At 38.5% G+C, this 16,596-nt stretch carries 11 protein-coding genes and 1 CRISPR repeat array; of the genes, 2 read left to right on the top strand and 9 right to left on the bottom strand.

Going from position 1 to position 16,596, the window contains the following annotated elements:
- Positions 1-120: 120 nt before the first annotated feature.
- The 7 genes from whiA to uvrB all read right to left on the bottom strand — a co-directional run bounded on the left by whiA (position 121) and on the right by uvrB (position 10,333).
- Entirely contained in the window at positions 121-1,047 is a 927-nt protein-coding gene (gene whiA, locus IGI37_RS07175; RefSeq protein ID WP_438760891.1) for a DNA-binding protein WhiA, read from the bottom strand.
- A gap of 36 nt (positions 1,048-1,083) precedes the next feature.
- A complete protein-coding gene (locus IGI37_RS07170; RefSeq protein ID WP_438760889.1) occupies positions 1,084-2,082 on the bottom strand; it encodes a gluconeogenesis factor YvcK family protein in 999 nt (332 codons plus the stop codon).
- Complete coding sequence (rapZ, locus tag IGI37_RS07165) at positions 2,079-2,963, bottom strand: RNase adapter RapZ (protein ID WP_438760887.1); 885 nt, start codon at positions 2,961-2,963, stop codon at positions 2,079-2,081. Before rapZ ends, IGI37_RS07170 begins: the two co-directional genes overlap by 4 nt.
- 244 nt (positions 2,964-3,207) lie before the next feature.
- Positions 3,208-3,927: an amino acid racemase gene (locus tag IGI37_RS07160; protein ID WP_438760885.1), complete on the bottom strand. Its 720-nt coding sequence runs from the start codon at positions 3,925-3,927 to the stop codon at positions 3,208-3,210.
- A gap of 3 nt (positions 3,928-3,930) precedes the next feature.
- A complete protein-coding gene (locus IGI37_RS07155; protein WP_438760883.1) occupies positions 3,931-5,187 on the bottom strand; it encodes a D-aspartate ligase in 1,257 nt (418 codons plus the stop codon).
- Positions 5,188-5,506: 319 nt separating this feature from the next.
- The gene (uvrA, locus tag IGI37_RS07150; protein WP_438760881.1) at positions 5,507-8,329 is read right to left on the bottom strand and encodes an excinuclease ABC subunit UvrA; all 2,823 of its coding nucleotides are present in this window, start codon (positions 8,327-8,329) and stop codon (positions 5,507-5,509) included.
- A gap of 9 nt (positions 8,330-8,338) precedes the next feature.
- Positions 8,339-10,333, bottom strand: coding sequence for an excinuclease ABC subunit UvrB (gene uvrB / locus IGI37_RS07145; protein WP_438760879.1), 1,995 nt, complete (start codon positions 10,331-10,333; stop codon positions 8,339-8,341).
- A 268-nt stretch (positions 10,334-10,601) separates the two neighbouring features.
- Here uvrB and IGI37_RS07140 point away from each other — a divergent pair, with 268 nt between their 5' ends.
- A complete protein-coding gene (locus IGI37_RS07140) occupies positions 10,602-12,764 on the top strand; it encodes an amino acid ABC transporter substrate-binding protein/permease (RefSeq protein WP_438760877.1) in 2,163 nt (720 codons plus the stop codon).
- 1 nt (position 12,765) lies between these two features.
- The gene (locus IGI37_RS07135; protein ID WP_438760875.1) at positions 12,766-13,503 is read left to right on the top strand and encodes an amino acid ABC transporter ATP-binding protein; all 738 of its coding nucleotides are present in this window, start codon (positions 12,766-12,768) and stop codon (positions 13,501-13,503) included.
- A gap of 100 nt (positions 13,504-13,603) precedes the next feature.
- Here the strand turns inward: IGI37_RS07135 and IGI37_RS07130 are convergent, their stop codons facing one another.
- Positions 13,604-14,692, bottom strand: a complete 1,089-nt coding sequence (locus IGI37_RS07130) for a glycerol dehydrogenase (protein ID WP_438760873.1) — start codon at positions 14,690-14,692, stop codon at positions 13,604-13,606.
- 127 nt (positions 14,693-14,819) lie between these two features.
- Positions 14,820-15,136: a CRISPR direct-repeat array (repeat unit 35 nt; unit sequence ATTTCAATCCACTTGTTCCCAAACGAGAACAAGAC).
- Between the two features lie 236 nt (positions 15,137-15,372).
- The gene (gene dnaJ / locus IGI37_RS07125) at positions 15,373-16,536 is read right to left on the bottom strand and encodes a molecular chaperone DnaJ (RefSeq protein WP_438760871.1); all 1,164 of its coding nucleotides are present in this window, start codon (positions 16,534-16,536) and stop codon (positions 15,373-15,375) included.
- Positions 16,537-16,596: the final 60 nt, after the last annotated feature.

Genomic DNA, 16,596 nt, shown 5'->3' with positions numbered 1-16,596 from the left:
AAGTTTTGAATCCAATTTTTCTTCTGAATAGATTCAAAATTAGGTGCCAAGTTCTCTAAAATTTGGTTTTAAGGTTTTCTTCGTTATTTTTTTAAAAGTATGAATAATTCAGGATCTAACTCATTTTCTTAAGTTTTCAGAGAACTCATTAATTTTTCGAATTCGGTGATTGATTCCTGATTTTGAAATGACACCAGAGGGAATCATTTCCCCTAATTCTTTCAAACTAACTTCGGGATGCTCCAACCGTAGTTCAGCAATTTCTTGTAATTTTTCTGGTAAGGCCTGTAGCCCCACTGTATTTTCGATGTATTGAATATTTTCAATCTGTTTTGAAGCGGCATCAATCGTCTTATTCAAATTAGCTGTTTCGCAATTAACCAAACGGTTGACTGAGTTTCTCATGTCACGAACAATCCGAACATCTTCAAAACGAAGCATTGAATTCGTTGCCCCAATTAACGTCAAAAAATCTGCAATCTTTTCTGCCCCTTTTAAATAGCAAATATAGCCATTTCGACGCTCTAATGTTCGGGCATTCAGATCATAATAATTTAACATATCACAAACATCTTGATTATGTTCTTCATACAGAGAATAAATCTCAAGATGGTACCGGCTCGTTTCTGGATTATTAACTGAACCAGAAGCCATAAAAGCCCCACGTAGATACGAACGCATTTTTTGTGCATTTCCTAATATTTCGTCTGAGACATGACTGTTAAACACCAGCCCATCCATAATATCCAAATCCAACAACACGCGCTTGGTATCTTGTTTTAAACGAACGATATACACATTATTCTTTTTTAATTTCATCTTCTTTCGTACAAGTAACTCACTTCGCACGTCGTAATGATCTTTTAAAAGAGAATAGATTCGTCTGGCAATCGCCGCATTCTCTGTTTGGACATTCAAAATAAACTGATGATTCGACAAACTTAACGAACCATTCATTCGAATAAGAGCCGCTAATTCTGCTTTTGCATGCTCTCTATGAACCTCCAAACCAGTCAATTCTTTTTTTACCTCGGCTGCAAAGGACAATCTATTCCCTCCTTTCTCTTCTTATTTCGGCTCAAACTACACTTTGGCCCCAAAAACAATCCGAAACAACTCTTCAACCACTTTTGTTCCATCATGAAAGACGCCCCCATCTCTCAACTCTAAAAAGTCTGTAGAGACCACACGACAGCCTTCTTCTCTTAAGCCAGAGAAATCATGAGCTACTTGAACCAAATATTCATCATAAATCTCAGGATCCATATACCCTTCAGGCACCTTTTCCGTGTTAACCAAAACCGTATCTACAAATTTATTTTGCAAATGAGTATTTAGTACACGAACATGGTCGGCATCCGTAAAGTGCTCTGTTTCCCCTTTTTGGGTCATAATATTACAGATATAAACCACTTCTGCTTCAGTTTGAACCAACGCTTCACCAATTTCTGGAATTACTAGGTTAGGTAGAATACTTGTAAACAAGCTTCCTGGACCCAAAACAACCATGTCAGCTTCCATGATACTGGTCACAACCTTACGGGCAGCAGTTGGCGTATCATCCCCTTCGACATTACGGACAAATACGTGATCAATCGTTTTTCTATCTAAGGCAATTTTCGATTCACCGACAGCCGTGGTTCCATCTTTAAAGACTGCATGCAACACTAAGGGCTGTTCAGAAGACGGGTAGATATGCCCATCCACATGCATCATTTTGGCTAAGAGCTGGATTGCATCATACGTGCTGCCACGCATTTCTGAAACGGCCGCAATAATTAAATTCCCAATAGCATGATTGGCTAAGAATTTATCGCCTTTATCAAAACGATACTGAAAAATGTCTTCATAAAGCTGTGGCATATCCGATAACGCGACCAGGACATTTCTCATATCTCCAGGAGGGGCCATATCAATCGTATTTCTGATTTCCCCACTACTCCCACCATCGTCAGCAACTGTCACTACGGCTGTAATATCAGCCCCTTGATTTCGTAAACTCTTTAAGATGACAGGGAGTCCAGTCCCCCCACCAACGACAACAATTTTTGGTTTTCTTATACGATAAGTTTTCATCTTCATGAGCGATTTACCGTCTCTTTACGTTTGTCTTTGTCACGATGAGTAATATTGACTTTATAGTCTTTTTTCAATTCATTTCCGACACGTTGGGTTAAGGCAACTGATCGATGCTGGCCACCTGTACACCCAATCGCAATCGTTAAACTGCTTTTTCCTTCTGTAACATATCCCGGTAAAACTGTTTTGAGTAAGTCAATAAATTTCGTATAAAACTCTTCTGTCTCAGGAAAAGACATGACATATTCATAGACTTCCGGATTTTGACCGGTCAAAGGACGTAATTCTGGAATATAGTGTGGGTTGGGTAAGAAGCGCACATCCATCACAATATCTGCATCAATTGGCAAACCGTATTTGAAGCCAAATGAAACCATTTCAATTCGAAAACCTAGGTCTCCTTTTGATTTGAATTCATGATTAATTTTTTCTCTTAACTGACGAGGACTTAACTCAGTCGTATCAATTACAATCGATGCACGAGCCTTCATATCATCTAAAATTGCACGCTCTTTACGAATTCCTTCTGTAACAAGGCCGTCCATTGCCATAGGATGCGTACGGCGTGTCTCTTTGTAACGAGAAACTAACTCAGCATCTGAGGCATCTAAAAATAGTACAGAGGTGTCAATAAAGCCTGTGTTTTCAATTTCTATCAGCATATTTTGAATTTCTTCAAAAAATGAACGTGAACGCAAATCGACAACTAAGGCAATCTTTGTCACTTTCCCTGACTCTTTTATTAATTCCCAAAATTTAGGAATTAAGCTTGGCGGCATATTGTCTACACAAAAGTAGCCCATATCTTCAAAGCTTTGAATAGCCACTGTTTTTCCAGCACCGCTCATTCCTGTAATAATGACTAATTGTAAATTATCTGCCATATTCGTTCACTCCTATTTGTTGTTCTTATATATTATATCATGCCGGGCGTGTCCCGGCTATCATTCTCGTTCTTTTTCTAATCTCTTTATAAATTATTAGGGAATTTCCATACAAATAGACCGTCACCCAAACTTTCCCATGAAATAAAGAAAAGACAAAAGCAACTTCCATCAACGAAACCAGAGAAGCTAGCGCTCAGGTTCCTCGATTTGTGATTACTTCCGTCTTTTACATTTATTTTATTCAGTTTGCTATGTTATTTTTTCTCATCATTAATGCCTTTTGAATCGTGCGGTCTACTAAGATAGACTGCGCATCAATCACTGGATATGGATTATCCGTGACAAACTCCTGCATTAGTGAGAGTTCTGTACAACCTAAGACAATCTGATCACAAGCATGTTTGGTGGTGACTTCCTCTAAAATCTCATAATAAAGTTCTTTATTCAAAAAGTCATGTTCTTTAATATCATGGTAAATCAGGTGATTGACTTTTTCTTGTAAAACTTTTTTAGGCAGGAATACCTCAAAACCGAAATCACGTAGTTCTTTTTCATAGACGCCAGCTTTGACACTACCTTCCGTCCCAAGAAAAGCGACTCTGCCAGTGGTCATCTGTTGTTTCAATTCTTTGGCAGCTTCTCTAGGCATATGTAGCATCGGAATCTCTGTTGCCTCTTGCAGCTCATCAAAAAAGTAGTGAGCTGTGTTACAGGTTAAGACGATAAAATCTGGTTGGAGTAAATTTTGTTTCTTAATGTCATCCAGTAAAAAAGGGACAGGATTTTCTTTTGTTTGGTCTAAAATATAAGCCGTACGATCAGGAACTGTCGCATGATTAAACAGAACATAATTCAAATAATCCTGATCTTTATGCGCAATCGTTCGATGGTTAAGTAGACGAACAAAACTCTCAGTAGCCATTGTCCCCATACCACCTAAGATGCTGAAAAAGTTCTCCATAAATTACCCTTCTTTCATATTAAAATGGGTTTTAAATCGTGCAATGTAATTATGAAACATATATCTCATTAGTAACCAACGTCTAAGAGAGTTATCTTTTGAATAGAAAACAGTCGTTCCCCAACGACCCTCTTTAATCATCTGTTTGGCAATTTCCTTATCTTGATTATCTCTGGCATAAGTTAAGAAGACTTTTTTTGGAACTCCCAGCCACAATTTGGCATTCTCAGAGGCATTACTTCCGTAAATTGTCTTTGTAAACGGTTCGTTGAAAACACGATCTTCTGTCACGAATTTTGCAAGATTTAAGCCATTTAGTGTAACGAAAAAGCTACTACGCCCTTGTCTTAAATTGATTTCAAATAACTTATATTCGCCATCGCGAACATCGTATTTCATATCAAAATTAGCAAATCCTGTATACTCTATCCTCTCTAAGAAGGTTTTGATTGTCTGATAAATTTTTTCATTATAATCAGGCATAATCACCACGTAGTTTCCAATAGATGCGGGTGTTGGATCTTCCAATAATGGATGCCCTAGACACATCATTCGAACATTGTGTGATTCGTCAACGTAGGCATTTAGTACACGCATATTACTATCATCACCTGGAATAAAGTCCTGTGCAATCAGTTCACTTGTGTAACCTGCTGCATAGATTTTATTGACAATTGAATCAAATTCTTCTTGATTATCAATAATGAAGGCTTTTTTCCGTCCTTCAAATTTAACAGAAAGATATTCAACACTATTAGCTGGCTTCAAAGCCACTGGAAAATTAAATGGTAGATCCTCAGTCAATTGGCCGTTTTGAATCATCTCTTTACGAATAATCAATGTTTTTGGGTATGGAAGATTGTACTCCTCGCAGATTTCGTAAAAACTAACTTTATTTACTAAACGTTCAAACATTTTATAATCAATATACGGACAAACAAACGTCTTTGAAAGCTCCTCTTTATGCTGGGAGATTAACTCTGCATAGCCATCTCCGCAAGAGATAAGGAGATAAGTTTTTGATGAATCTGTATAAGTCTCAGTCATCAATCTTCTCATTTCGTCAATAAAAACAGGATCTTTTTCAAATCCTGGAATAACCTCCACATTTACGATATGACTATATTTCGTCGGTGCTAATTGATCAGACGCGTACGCCTGACAAATTTTTCCATAGGCTTCGTAAAAAGAACGTGCCATCCCATACACATTCATATCACTTCCTAATAAAATTGGCACAAACTCTTGTTGATTACTCATATAAACACGCTCTCTTTTATTCTTAATTTCTGACTCGCTCAAGTCAGACACTCTTATTAATTTTTTCTAAAAAAGTTTTGCAACAGGAATATCATACCACAAAGAAAAAAGCAATCAAAGGGAAGACCTCAGATTGCTCATTTCTTTTTTGAACGGATTTCACTTATAGGCTGTCTTTTTCTATACCAATTTAGTAATAGAGTTCAACCATAAGTAAATAGTATCGAATATCATCGGCAAAAACAAGCGAATTTATAAGGTTTTTAAACTTTTTTAAGAAACTGATTTAAAAAAAATCAAATAATGAAAAAACAGACCACTATTTTATAACATTTCTTAAATAAAAACCTGTATAGCTGCTTTCTGGAACCGCAGCAATTTCCTCTGGTGTTCCTTTAGCGATAATCGTTCCCCCTCCATCTCCACCTTCTGGACCTAAGTCAATGACATAGTCTGTAGATTTTATGACATCCAAATTATGCTCAATCACTAAAACTGTATTGCCAGCATCAACTAAACGTTCTAAAACGACTAACAAACGCGCAATATCATCGGTGTGTAACCCTGTTGTCGGTTCATCCAAAATGTAAAAGTTTTTGCCGTTTGAAATTTTGTGTAATTCACTGGCTAATTTCATCCGCTGTGCTTCCCCACCGGATAATGTTGTTGCAGGTTGACCTAATGTGACATAACCTAGTCCAACATCTAAGATTGTTTGGAGTTTACGATGGATTTTTGGAATATGTTTGAAGAATTCAACCGCATCTTCTACAGTCATCTCAAGAATATCCGCAATGTTTTTGCCTTTATAGTGGACTTCTAATGTTTCAGAATTATATCTCTTACCATGACAAACTTCACAAGGAACATAAACATCTGGTAAGAAGTGCATCTCAATCTTGATAATCCCATCTCCACGACACGCTTCGCAACGACCGCCTTTAACGTTAAAACTAAAACGTCCTTTTTTATAACCACGGACCTTCGCTTCATTCGTCTTCGCAAACAAATCACGAACATCATCAAAAACGCTCGTATAAGTCGCTGGGTTACTTCGAGGCGTTCGCCCAATCGGACTTTGGTCAATGTCAATAACCTTTTCAATGGTTTCATAACCCGTTAACTTTTTGTGTTTGCCTGGTTTATTAGAATTCCGATTAATCTTTTGTGCTAACCCTTTTTTTAGAATCTGATTCACTAACGTACTCTTACCAGAACCAGAGACACCCGTTACGGCAATAAATTTACCTAAAGGAAATTCAACGGTAACATTTTTTAAATTATTCTCAGTAGCCCCAGTGATTTTGACCTTCTTACCATTGCCTTTTCTACGTTCTTTGGGTACAGGAATGCCTTTTTTTCCTGATAAATATTGTCCGGTCAATGACTTTTTATTTTTTTCTACTTGTTTTGGTGTTCCTGCAGCAACAATCTCTCCACCTAGATGTCCAGCGCCTGGTCCCACATCAATCAAATAATCGGCAGCGCGCATCGTGTCTTCATCATGTTCTACAACAATTAAGGTGTTCCCTAAGTCGCGCATTTTCTTCAGCGATTGAATTAACCGATCATTATCTCTTTGGTGTAATCCGATAGAAGGCTCATCTAAGATATACAACACCCCTGAAAGATTGGATCCAATCTGGGTAGCCAAACGAATTCGTTGTGCTTCCCCGCCTGATAAGGTTCCAGAAGCTCTACTTAAGGTTAGATAATCCAAGCCGACATTTTCTAAGAACGTCAACCGATCATTGACTTCCTTTAAAATAGGTCGCGCAATGATTTTTTCTTGTTCTGATAATTGTACATTATCAAAGAATTTAATTGCTTTTTTTATAGCCAACTCACTTATTTGTCCAACATTTGTTCCGTTAATTTGGACAGATAAGGCTTGTGGATTCAAACGGTATCCTTTACAAGATTGACAAGTCAACTCGGTCATATAAAGACGCATTTGTTCACGAGTAAACTCACTATTTGTCTCATGATAGCGACGGTCAATATTTTTTAGCACGCCTTCAAATGCCACTTCGACATCGCGGACACCGCCAAAATCATTTTCATAATGAAAATGAAATAGCTCGCCTTTGGAACCATTTAAGACGATCTCTTGATGCTCTTCTGGAAGGTCTTCAAATGGTGTGTCCATATCGATAGAAAAACTAGTCGCAGCTTGTTCTAACATTTGCGGATAATACTGAGAACTAATTGGATTCCAAGGCGCAATCGCCCCTTCTCTTAACGTTTTAGAAGCGTCGGGAATTACCAAATCACGATCGACTTCTAATTTCACACCCAAACCATCACATTCTGCACACGCCCCAAACGGCGCATTAAATGAGAACAAACGTGGTTCTAACTCACCCACAGTAAACCCACAGTAAGGACAGGAATAATGTTCACTAAAGAGCATCTCTTTTTCACCAATCACATCAACTAGTGCATAACCTTCAGCCAGTCGTAACGCAGCTTCAAATGAATCGAATAAACGAGAGCGAATGCCTTTTTTTATCACAATTCGGTCAATAACAATCGCGATATCATGTTTTTTACTTTTCTCTAACTCAGGTGCTTCAGAAATGTCATAAGTTTCTCCATCTACACGAATCCGAACATATCCTTCTCGCTGAATCATCTCAAAGACTTTTTTATGTTGTCCCTTTTTCTTAGTCACAACAGGCGCCAAAATTTGAATTTTGGTTCGATCTTCTAATTCTAAGACTTCATCTACCATCTGTTCAACGGACTGACTTGTAATTTCAATATGGTCATTAGGACAAATGGGATGCCCCACACGTGCATAAAGTAAACGTAGGTAATCATTAATTTCTGTTGCAGTTCCGACCGTCGAACGCGGATTTTTACTTGTTGTTTTCTGGTCAATTGAGATAGCAGGACTTAAGCCGTCAATACTATCCACATCTGGCTTGTCCATCTGTCCTAAAAATTGTCTGGCATAGGCAGATAAACTCTCTACATACCGACGTTGTCCTTCTGCATATAATGTATCAAAAGCTAAGGAACTTTTCCCTGAACCAGAAAGCCCTGTGACGACCACTAACTTATCTCTTGGAATCGTTACATCGATGTCCTTTAGGTTATGGGCTCTTGCACCGTGAATCACTATTTTATCGTTTGCCATAATTGTCTCCTATTCTGATGCTTTCAACTCAAGGATCGTGTCTCTTAGAGTCGCTGCGGTTTCAAAGTCTAAAGATTTCGCCGCATCCTTCATTTCTTTTTCTAGTTTTAATAGTAGCGTTTCTTTTTCTGCCTTACTCAATTCACTGTAAGAAACAGATACTTTTTCTTCTTCAGAGCCTTCGACTGCTTTCGAAATCGAAATTAACTCGCGAATTTCTTTAATGATTGTTTTCGGAACAATCCCATGTTCCTCATTGTAAGCTTTTTGTTTCTCACGACGTCGAGCCGTCTCATCAATCGCTCGCTGCATAGAATCAGTCATCTTATCTGCATACATAATAACTTTTCCTTCTGCGTTTCGGGCAGCCCGTCCAATGGTTTGGACAAGTGATCGTTCACTACGCAAGAAACCTTCTTTGTCTGCATCTAAAATAGCTACTAATGAAACCTCAGGCACGTCAAGACCTTCTCTTAGTAAGTTAATCCCTACCAAGACGTCAAATTCTCCTAAACGTAAGTCGCGAATAATCTCTGTTCGCTCTAATGTTTTTATGTCACTATGCAGGTATTTGACTTTAATCCCTAATTCTTTGAAGTAATCGGTCAAATCCTCTGACATTTTTTTCGTTAGCGTTGTCACAAATACCCGTTGATTCTTCTCAACACGCTCATTAATTTCTCCAACCAAGTCATCAATTTGCCCCATGATTGGACGCACTTCAATGAGCGGATCAAGTAAACCAGTCGGACGAATAATCTGTTGAACAACGGTATCTGTTTGTTCTGCTTCGTACGGGCCAGGTGTTGCTGAAACATAGACGATTTGGTTGACATGCTCTTCAAACTCTTCCAATCGTAACGGACGATTGTCCAACGCAGAGGGCAAGCGGAAACCATAGTCGACTAACATTTGTTTCCGCGCTCTATCGCCGTTATACATTCCTCGAACCTGAGGCATAGTTACATGAGACTCATCGATAACCAATAAAAAATCATCAGGGAAAAAATCGATTAAGGTATAAGGAGGTTCGCCTTCTTTTCGACCATCCATATGTCTTGAGTAATTCTCAATCCCAGAAGTATAGCCCATCTCCATCATCATCTCAATATCATAGTTTGTACGTTGCTCTAAACGTTGTGCTTCTAATAATTTATTGTCATCTCTTAAGACCTTTAAACGTGCCTCTAATTCGTTTCGAATATTCTCAATTGCGTGTTCCATATGATCATCATTTGTTACAAAGTGAGTGGCCGGGAAAATAGCAACATGTTCTGTCTCCCCGACAACTTCACCGGTTAAGGCATCCACTTCACGGATTCGTTCCACTTCATCGCCAAAAAACTCAATACGTAAAGCTCGCTCATCTCTCGAAGCTGGGAAAATTTCTACAACATCTCCACGAACACGGAACCGTCCCCGTTGAAAATCAATATCATTGCGTTCAAAGTTGATATCAATCATTTTTTTTAAAAGTTGGTTGCGGTCCATTTCCATCCCAACACGAATGGAGACAACTTGTTCACTGTACTCTTTGGGAGATCCTAAACCAAAGATACAAGAAACAGAAGCGACAACAATTACGTCATTTCGCTCAAGAAGCGAGCTAGTTGCTGAATGGCGTAGCTTATCAATCTCATCATTAATACTGGAATCTTTCTCAATATACGTATCACTAGAAGGAACATAGGCTTCTGGTTGATAGTAATCATAATAAGAAACAAAATATTCGACTGCATTATTCGGAAAAAACTCTTTAAATTCTCCATATAATTGCCCAGCTAATGTTTTGTTATGAGCAATAATTAAAGTTGGCTTATTGACTTCTTTTATCAGATTAGAAATGGTATAGGTTTTTCCTGTACCTGTTGCGCCTAATAATATCTGAGCCTTCTTCCCCTCTAAGACACCATCAACGAGCTGTTGAATGGCCACGGGTTGGTCTCCGGCAGGTTGATACTTTGAAACAAGTTCAAAAGTATGAGAAGTATCTCTTTCAATCATTATCTTCTCCTCCTCGTTTAAATTATCTTTGTAAAACTTGACACAAAAACAATAGGAAAACCTTGGTTTTCCTTACAAAAGAAATTATACCACACCGAACATACTTTCGCTATCTTTTTGTATTTTGTGATTTATTCGTCGTGTTACATTTTCTGACATCAGATGTGATAAATAAGCAATTTTTTTCACTTTTGCTGGCATAAATCTTGTGCAAACCATAGTTTTTAGCATATAATTTGTAAGATATTGAGAAAATAGGAGGTTAATTATGAAAAGAAAAAATATTTTTTTCTCATTAGTTCTAACGATGGCAAGTGTTTTGACATTTGCGTTCAGTCAAACTACCCATGCGGCTGAAAAAAAATATACGATAGGAACAGACTCAACGTTTGCCCCATTTGAGTTTAAAACACCTGAGGGCGAATATACTGGGATTGATATTGATTTATTAACTGAAATTGCGAAGGATCAAAACTTCGCATTCATCTTAAAACCAGTTGGCTTTGACACGTCAGTTCAAGGTGTCCAATCCAATCAACTAGATGCAATGATTGCCGGAATGAGTATTACAGACGAACGAAAAGAAACGTTTGATTTCTCAGAACCTTATTTTGACAGTGGGATCCAGATGGCTGTCTCATCATCAAATGACAAAATTAAAAGCTTTGATGATTTAAAAGGACAAACAGTCGCTGCAAAGGTTGGTACACAAAGCGCAAATTTCTTAGAAGAAAATAAAGAAAAATATGGCTATACAATTAAATCATTCGATGCCGCTGATGCTCTTTATAGTGCGATTAACAGCAACACAGTTCAAGCAATTTTCGATGATTACCCTGTTTTAGGTTACGCAATTAACCAAGGACAAAAACTGACACTTGTTGATGAACCACAATTCGGAAGTGCTTATGGCTTTGCGGTTAAGAAAGGCCAAAATAAAGAATTACTAGAAAAATTTAACGCTGGCCTAAAGAAATTAAAAGCTAGCGGACGTTACGATGAAATTATTTCAGCTTACATTTCAAGCGGTGCCTCAGAAGAAGCGTCTGGCGAAATGAAAAAGATTGAACCAAAGAAAGAGCAATATGTGATTGCTAGTGATTCTGCTTTCGCGCCTTTTGAATTCGAAGACTCCGATGGTGAATATAAAGGAATCGATGTCGATTTAATCAAAAGAATCGCTGAACTACAAGGCTTTAATGTAAAATTCAACTTTATCGGTTTCTCTTCAGCTGTTCAATCTGTGGATGCGGGACAAGCAGACGCGATGATTGCTGGAATGACGATTACAGAAGAACGACAAGAAAACTTTGACTTCTCAGAGCCCTACTTCCAAAGTGGGATTCAAATTGCTGTCAAAGAAGGTGCGGATTCCATTAAATCTTATGATGATTTGAAAGGAAAAACAGTCGGTGCCAAAGTTGGGACAGAAAGTGCTGATTTTTTAACAGATAACGAAGAAAAATACGGCTACACGATTAAATTCTTTGATGCAGCTGATCAATTATATGAAGGGTTAAACACAGGCTCTCTTGATGCCATGATGGATGACTACCCAGTAATTGGTTATGCAATTAGTCAAAAACAAAAACTTGAAACACCGATTGAACGAGAAGCCGGTGGAAGTTATGGTTTTGCAGTTAAAAAGGGGCAAAATTCTGAATTAATTGACATGTTTAACGAAGGTTTAAAAGAATTAAAACGAACAGGTGAATATGATAAAATTGTCAACAAATATATTGAAGACGGTTCTTCTACGAAAAAGAAAGAAAAAGTCGATGAATCAAACATTGTTGGTATTTTGAAGAATAACTATAAAGGTCTTCTATCTGGACTTTGGAAAACAATCGCTTTAGCACTTGTTTCCTTCGTTCTTGCCTTGCTTGTTGGAGTTATTTTCGGACTCTTCAGCGTTGCTCCTTCGAAAGTTTTACGCGGGATTTCGATGATTTATGTTGATTTGATTCGTGGGATTCCAATGATGGTGTTAGCTTTCTTTATCTTCTTTGGTTTACCCAACGTTCTTGGCTTTACTATTCCAGACTTTATCGCTGGTGTCATTACTTTGACGCTGAACGCAAGTGCCTATATTGCCGAGATTGTTCGAGGCGGAATTAACGCTGTTCCAATCGGCCAAACGGAGGCTTCACGAAGTCTAGGTCTATCTTATAATAAAACCATGAGCAAAATTGTTTTACCGCAAGCAATCAAAATAATGATTCCATCCTTCGTTAACCAGTTTGTCATTTCTCTGAAAGATACAACCATCATTTCAGCTATTGGTGTGGTAGAATTACTACAAACCGGAAAAATCATTGTGGCTCGTACGACACAAAGTACCTATGTCTACTTGATTATTGCAGTGATGTACTTAATTCTGATTACTGCGTTAACGAAATTAGCAAAAGTTTTAGAAAAGAGGGTAAAATAAGATGGCAGAAAAAATTCTTGTTGAACATCTTGTAAAAAAATATGGTGACAATACTGTATTAAATGATATTAATGTGTCTATCAACGAAGGCGATGTCGTCTGTATCATCGGACCTTCTGGTAGTGGGAAAAGTACTTTTTTACGCTGTTTAAATCGCTTAGAGGAAGCTTCTAGTGGCGATATCATTATTGATGGTGCGCATTTGTTGGATAAAAACACTGATATTAACTTGATTCGTCAACATATCGGCATGGTCTTCCAACATTTTAATTTGTTCCCTCACCTCTCTGTTTTGGAAAATATTATTTTAGCACCCATGGATTTAAAGAAAGTCACTAAGGCAGAAGCTGTGAAAAAAGCTATTGAGTTACTTGATACAGTTGGCTTAGCCGATAAAAAAGATATGTATCCAGATAACCTTTCTGGAGGCCAAAAACAGCGTGTTGCGATTGCGCGTGCCTTAGCCATGAACCCTGATATTATGTTATTTGATGAACCAACCTCAGCCCTAGATCCAGAGATGGTCGGTGACGTGTTAAATGTAATGAAAAAACTTGCCGAACAAGGAATGACGATGGTTATCGTTACACACGAAATGGGCTTTGCAAAAGAAGTTGCCAATCGTGTTATGTTCATCGATGGTGGTAATTTCTTAGAAGATGGTTCGCCTAAACAAATCTTTGAGAATCCTCAAAATGAACGAACAAAAGATTTCCTAGATAAAGTCTTGAATATATAAGCAAAAAGACATCAATTGCGAGTTTACGCTCGCGATTGATGTCTTTTTTGTCTAAGATACCAAGAGTCAGTTTTTTTGAACGCTATCGGAGCTTTCCCGACTATCGTTCGTTTTTAACCAACGCATCCGCTACTTTTATTGCAGCCAATAGACTCTGGGCAGTGATTGACATTGGCATCTGTTTTAGTGTATCCTCACCTTCAACTGTCCTTTCGCAAATGGACAAAAGTGTTTGATCACTTACTTCTTCTAAGCCTAATTCCTTTAAGGTTGTCGGTAACCCAAGTGTTTGGTACAGCTCAACAAATGAGTGAATCCGTTCCTTAGAATCACCTTGTAAGACCAATTGAACAATTGTGGTGAACGCCACTTTTTCTCCATGAGTCATCCGTTGAATCGGTCCTTCTATACTAGAGAAACTATTTTGCAACGCATGAGCTGCAGCCAAACCACCGCTTTCAAAGCCTAGCCCGCTTAATAAGGTATTTGCCTCCACGACTGCTTCAAAAGCTGGCGTCACCGCTTGGATTTCATTGGAGATTACAGCTTGTCGTGCATTTGCAAATAGGGTCTCTTCGCAAGCCTTAGCAATTGCGTACGCCGCAATTGTTTGAGTTCCTCCCGCTAATGTTTGCCCATAACTATTTGCCACCGCTTCCACTTCAACAAACGTGGCAAGTCCATCTGCGATTCCTGATTTCAACATTCTTACAGGCGCTTTGACAAGTACCTCGGTGTCAACAAAAACAAGCTCAGGATTTTTATTATAATAGTGGTAAGCTTGAAAAAAACCTTCCGCATCATAAGTTACACTGATTGCTGAAGTCGGCGCATCCGTTGACGCAGCTGTTGGAATAACGACAACCGGCAATCGCAAATCATTGGCGACTGCTTTTCCTGTATCAATCGCTTTTCCGCCACCTAGGGCAATCACAAAATCAACACGCTTATTCGTCTCTTGAATCTTATTTATTTGTTCAACGGAGGTTTCCCCTTCAAACTCTGCTAACACAGGTACTAACCCATCTTTTTTCAAATTAGCACAAAGCTCTTTTCCTAACATATCCCAAACAAACGGATCCGTTACAATCAACGGAGAGTTGCCGTATATCTCAATTTCATCTAAATGTGTTTTTAAGATATTCGAACCTTGTATGTATTTACTCGGACTTTTAAAAATTTTTGCCATTCGTTTCATTCCTCTCTCAAACATCTTCTAGTCGCATAAAAGCTATTATCACTCTTGTGAATTATACCACAAAGCAAAATAGAACCGTAGAAACTTTAGGCAAAATATTTCTTCGTATTAAGAACGACTTTAAATCCGTTTGTTCCCAAACGAGAACAAGACGCGTACCGGGCGAGAAAATTACTGAAAAAAGTATTTCATTTCAATCCACTTGTTCCCAAACGAGAACAAGACCCTCGATACACCTCTACTCAGATTGTTGACGCTTTATTTCAATCCACTTGTTCCCAAACGAGAACAAGACAGGATGCTTTTATTCAAAGATTGGATGCAGAAACAATTTCAATCCACTTGTTCCCAAACGAGAACAAGACGTGTCCATTACCCTCTCCACTCATTGAAATCAATAATTTCAATCCACTTGTTCCCAAACGAGAACAAGACTGCGAATTATAGGGAAATATACGAATGTATTTTCCCTTATTCGACTTTTTTCAGTATAACATTAAATATTCATTAGAAAAAGAGTCTTTTTTGCCGTTATTTTGGTCAAAAATTGGTGCGGATGTTCTAGTGATTTTATGTGTACTACACATCCGCACCAGCTAAAAATTTTGGCTATTGGCAATTGCTTATTCTGGATAGAATAAAAAGGCTACGAATTCGTAACCTTTTACTGTCTATCTTTTCTTTTTGCCGCCAAAAGCATCCTTCATTTTGTCGAAGAAACCTTCTTCTTGTTGCTCGCTGACTTGTTGTCCGCCAGCTTTAGCAAATAAACGTAATGCTTCTCGTTGCTCCTCGTTTAAGTTCTTAGGCGTAATCAATTTAACTTTAACGTGTTGATCGCCTGTTGCGCCACCACGCAAACGAGGTGCACCTTTTCCGCGAAGACGGAAGTTTGTCTCACTCTGCGTTCCAGCAGGGATCTTAAGTTTTACATCGCCGTGAACAGTCGGCACTTGAACTTCATCACCTAAAGCTGCTTGAACAAAACTTAAAGGAAGTTCATAGAATATTTCTGAACCATCACGGTCAAAAATATCACTCTCCTCAACGTGGAAAATAACATACAAATCACCATATGGTCCACCATTAGTGCCGGCTTCGCCTTGGTTAGATAAACGCATTTGTTGTCCTTCTTCTACACCAGCTGGGACGTTGACTTTGACTGAGTGGGCCTTCTTCTCATGACCTGAACCATGACAAGTTGGACATGGATTCTTGATTTCTTTTCCTGTTCCACGACAAACATCACATGTTTGGCGACTCATCACACGGCCAAGCGGTGTTTGACGTTCGACATTAATTGAGCCTGAGCCATGACACTTATGACATGTTTCAGGTTGTGTACCCGGTTTAGCACCGTTCCCGCTACATGTATGACAGACTTCCTCACGATTATACTTAATTTCTTTTTCCGCACCAAAAATAGCTTCTTCAAACTTAAGTTCAACCGTGTACTGCAAATCGGCCCCTTGTCTCGGAGCATTTGGGTCAGCAGTTCGTCCACCGCCGCCAAAGAAAGAATCGAAAATATCTTCGAAACCACCAAAGCCACCGCCACTGAAACCTCCACCACCAAAGCCGCCAAATCCACCGGCACCTCCGTAGCTTGAGTCTGTTCCTGCATGACCATACTGATCATAAGCCGCTTTCTTTTGTGGATCACTTAATATTTCATAAGCTTCAGAAACTTCTTTGAACTTTTCTTCGGCATCTGCTTCTTTGTTAATATCTGGATGATATTTTTTGGAAAGCTTGCGGTATGCTTTTTTTATCTCATCATCCGAAGCCCCTTTAGATATACCCAAGACCTCGTAATAATCTCGTTTTGTTGCCATTGGCTTTCCCCCCCAATTCGTTCGAATAATCAACTGCTAGATTATTCACATCGTTGTTAT

The sequence above is a fragment of the Enterococcus sp. AZ194 genome (assembly GCF_051713825.1).
In the GTDB taxonomy this organism is placed as follows: Bacteria; Bacillota; Bacilli; order Lactobacillales; family Enterococcaceae; genus Enterococcus_K.
The sequence above is the reverse complement of the archived record's forward strand: the minus strand, read 5'-3'. Positions and strand labels throughout refer to the sequence as shown.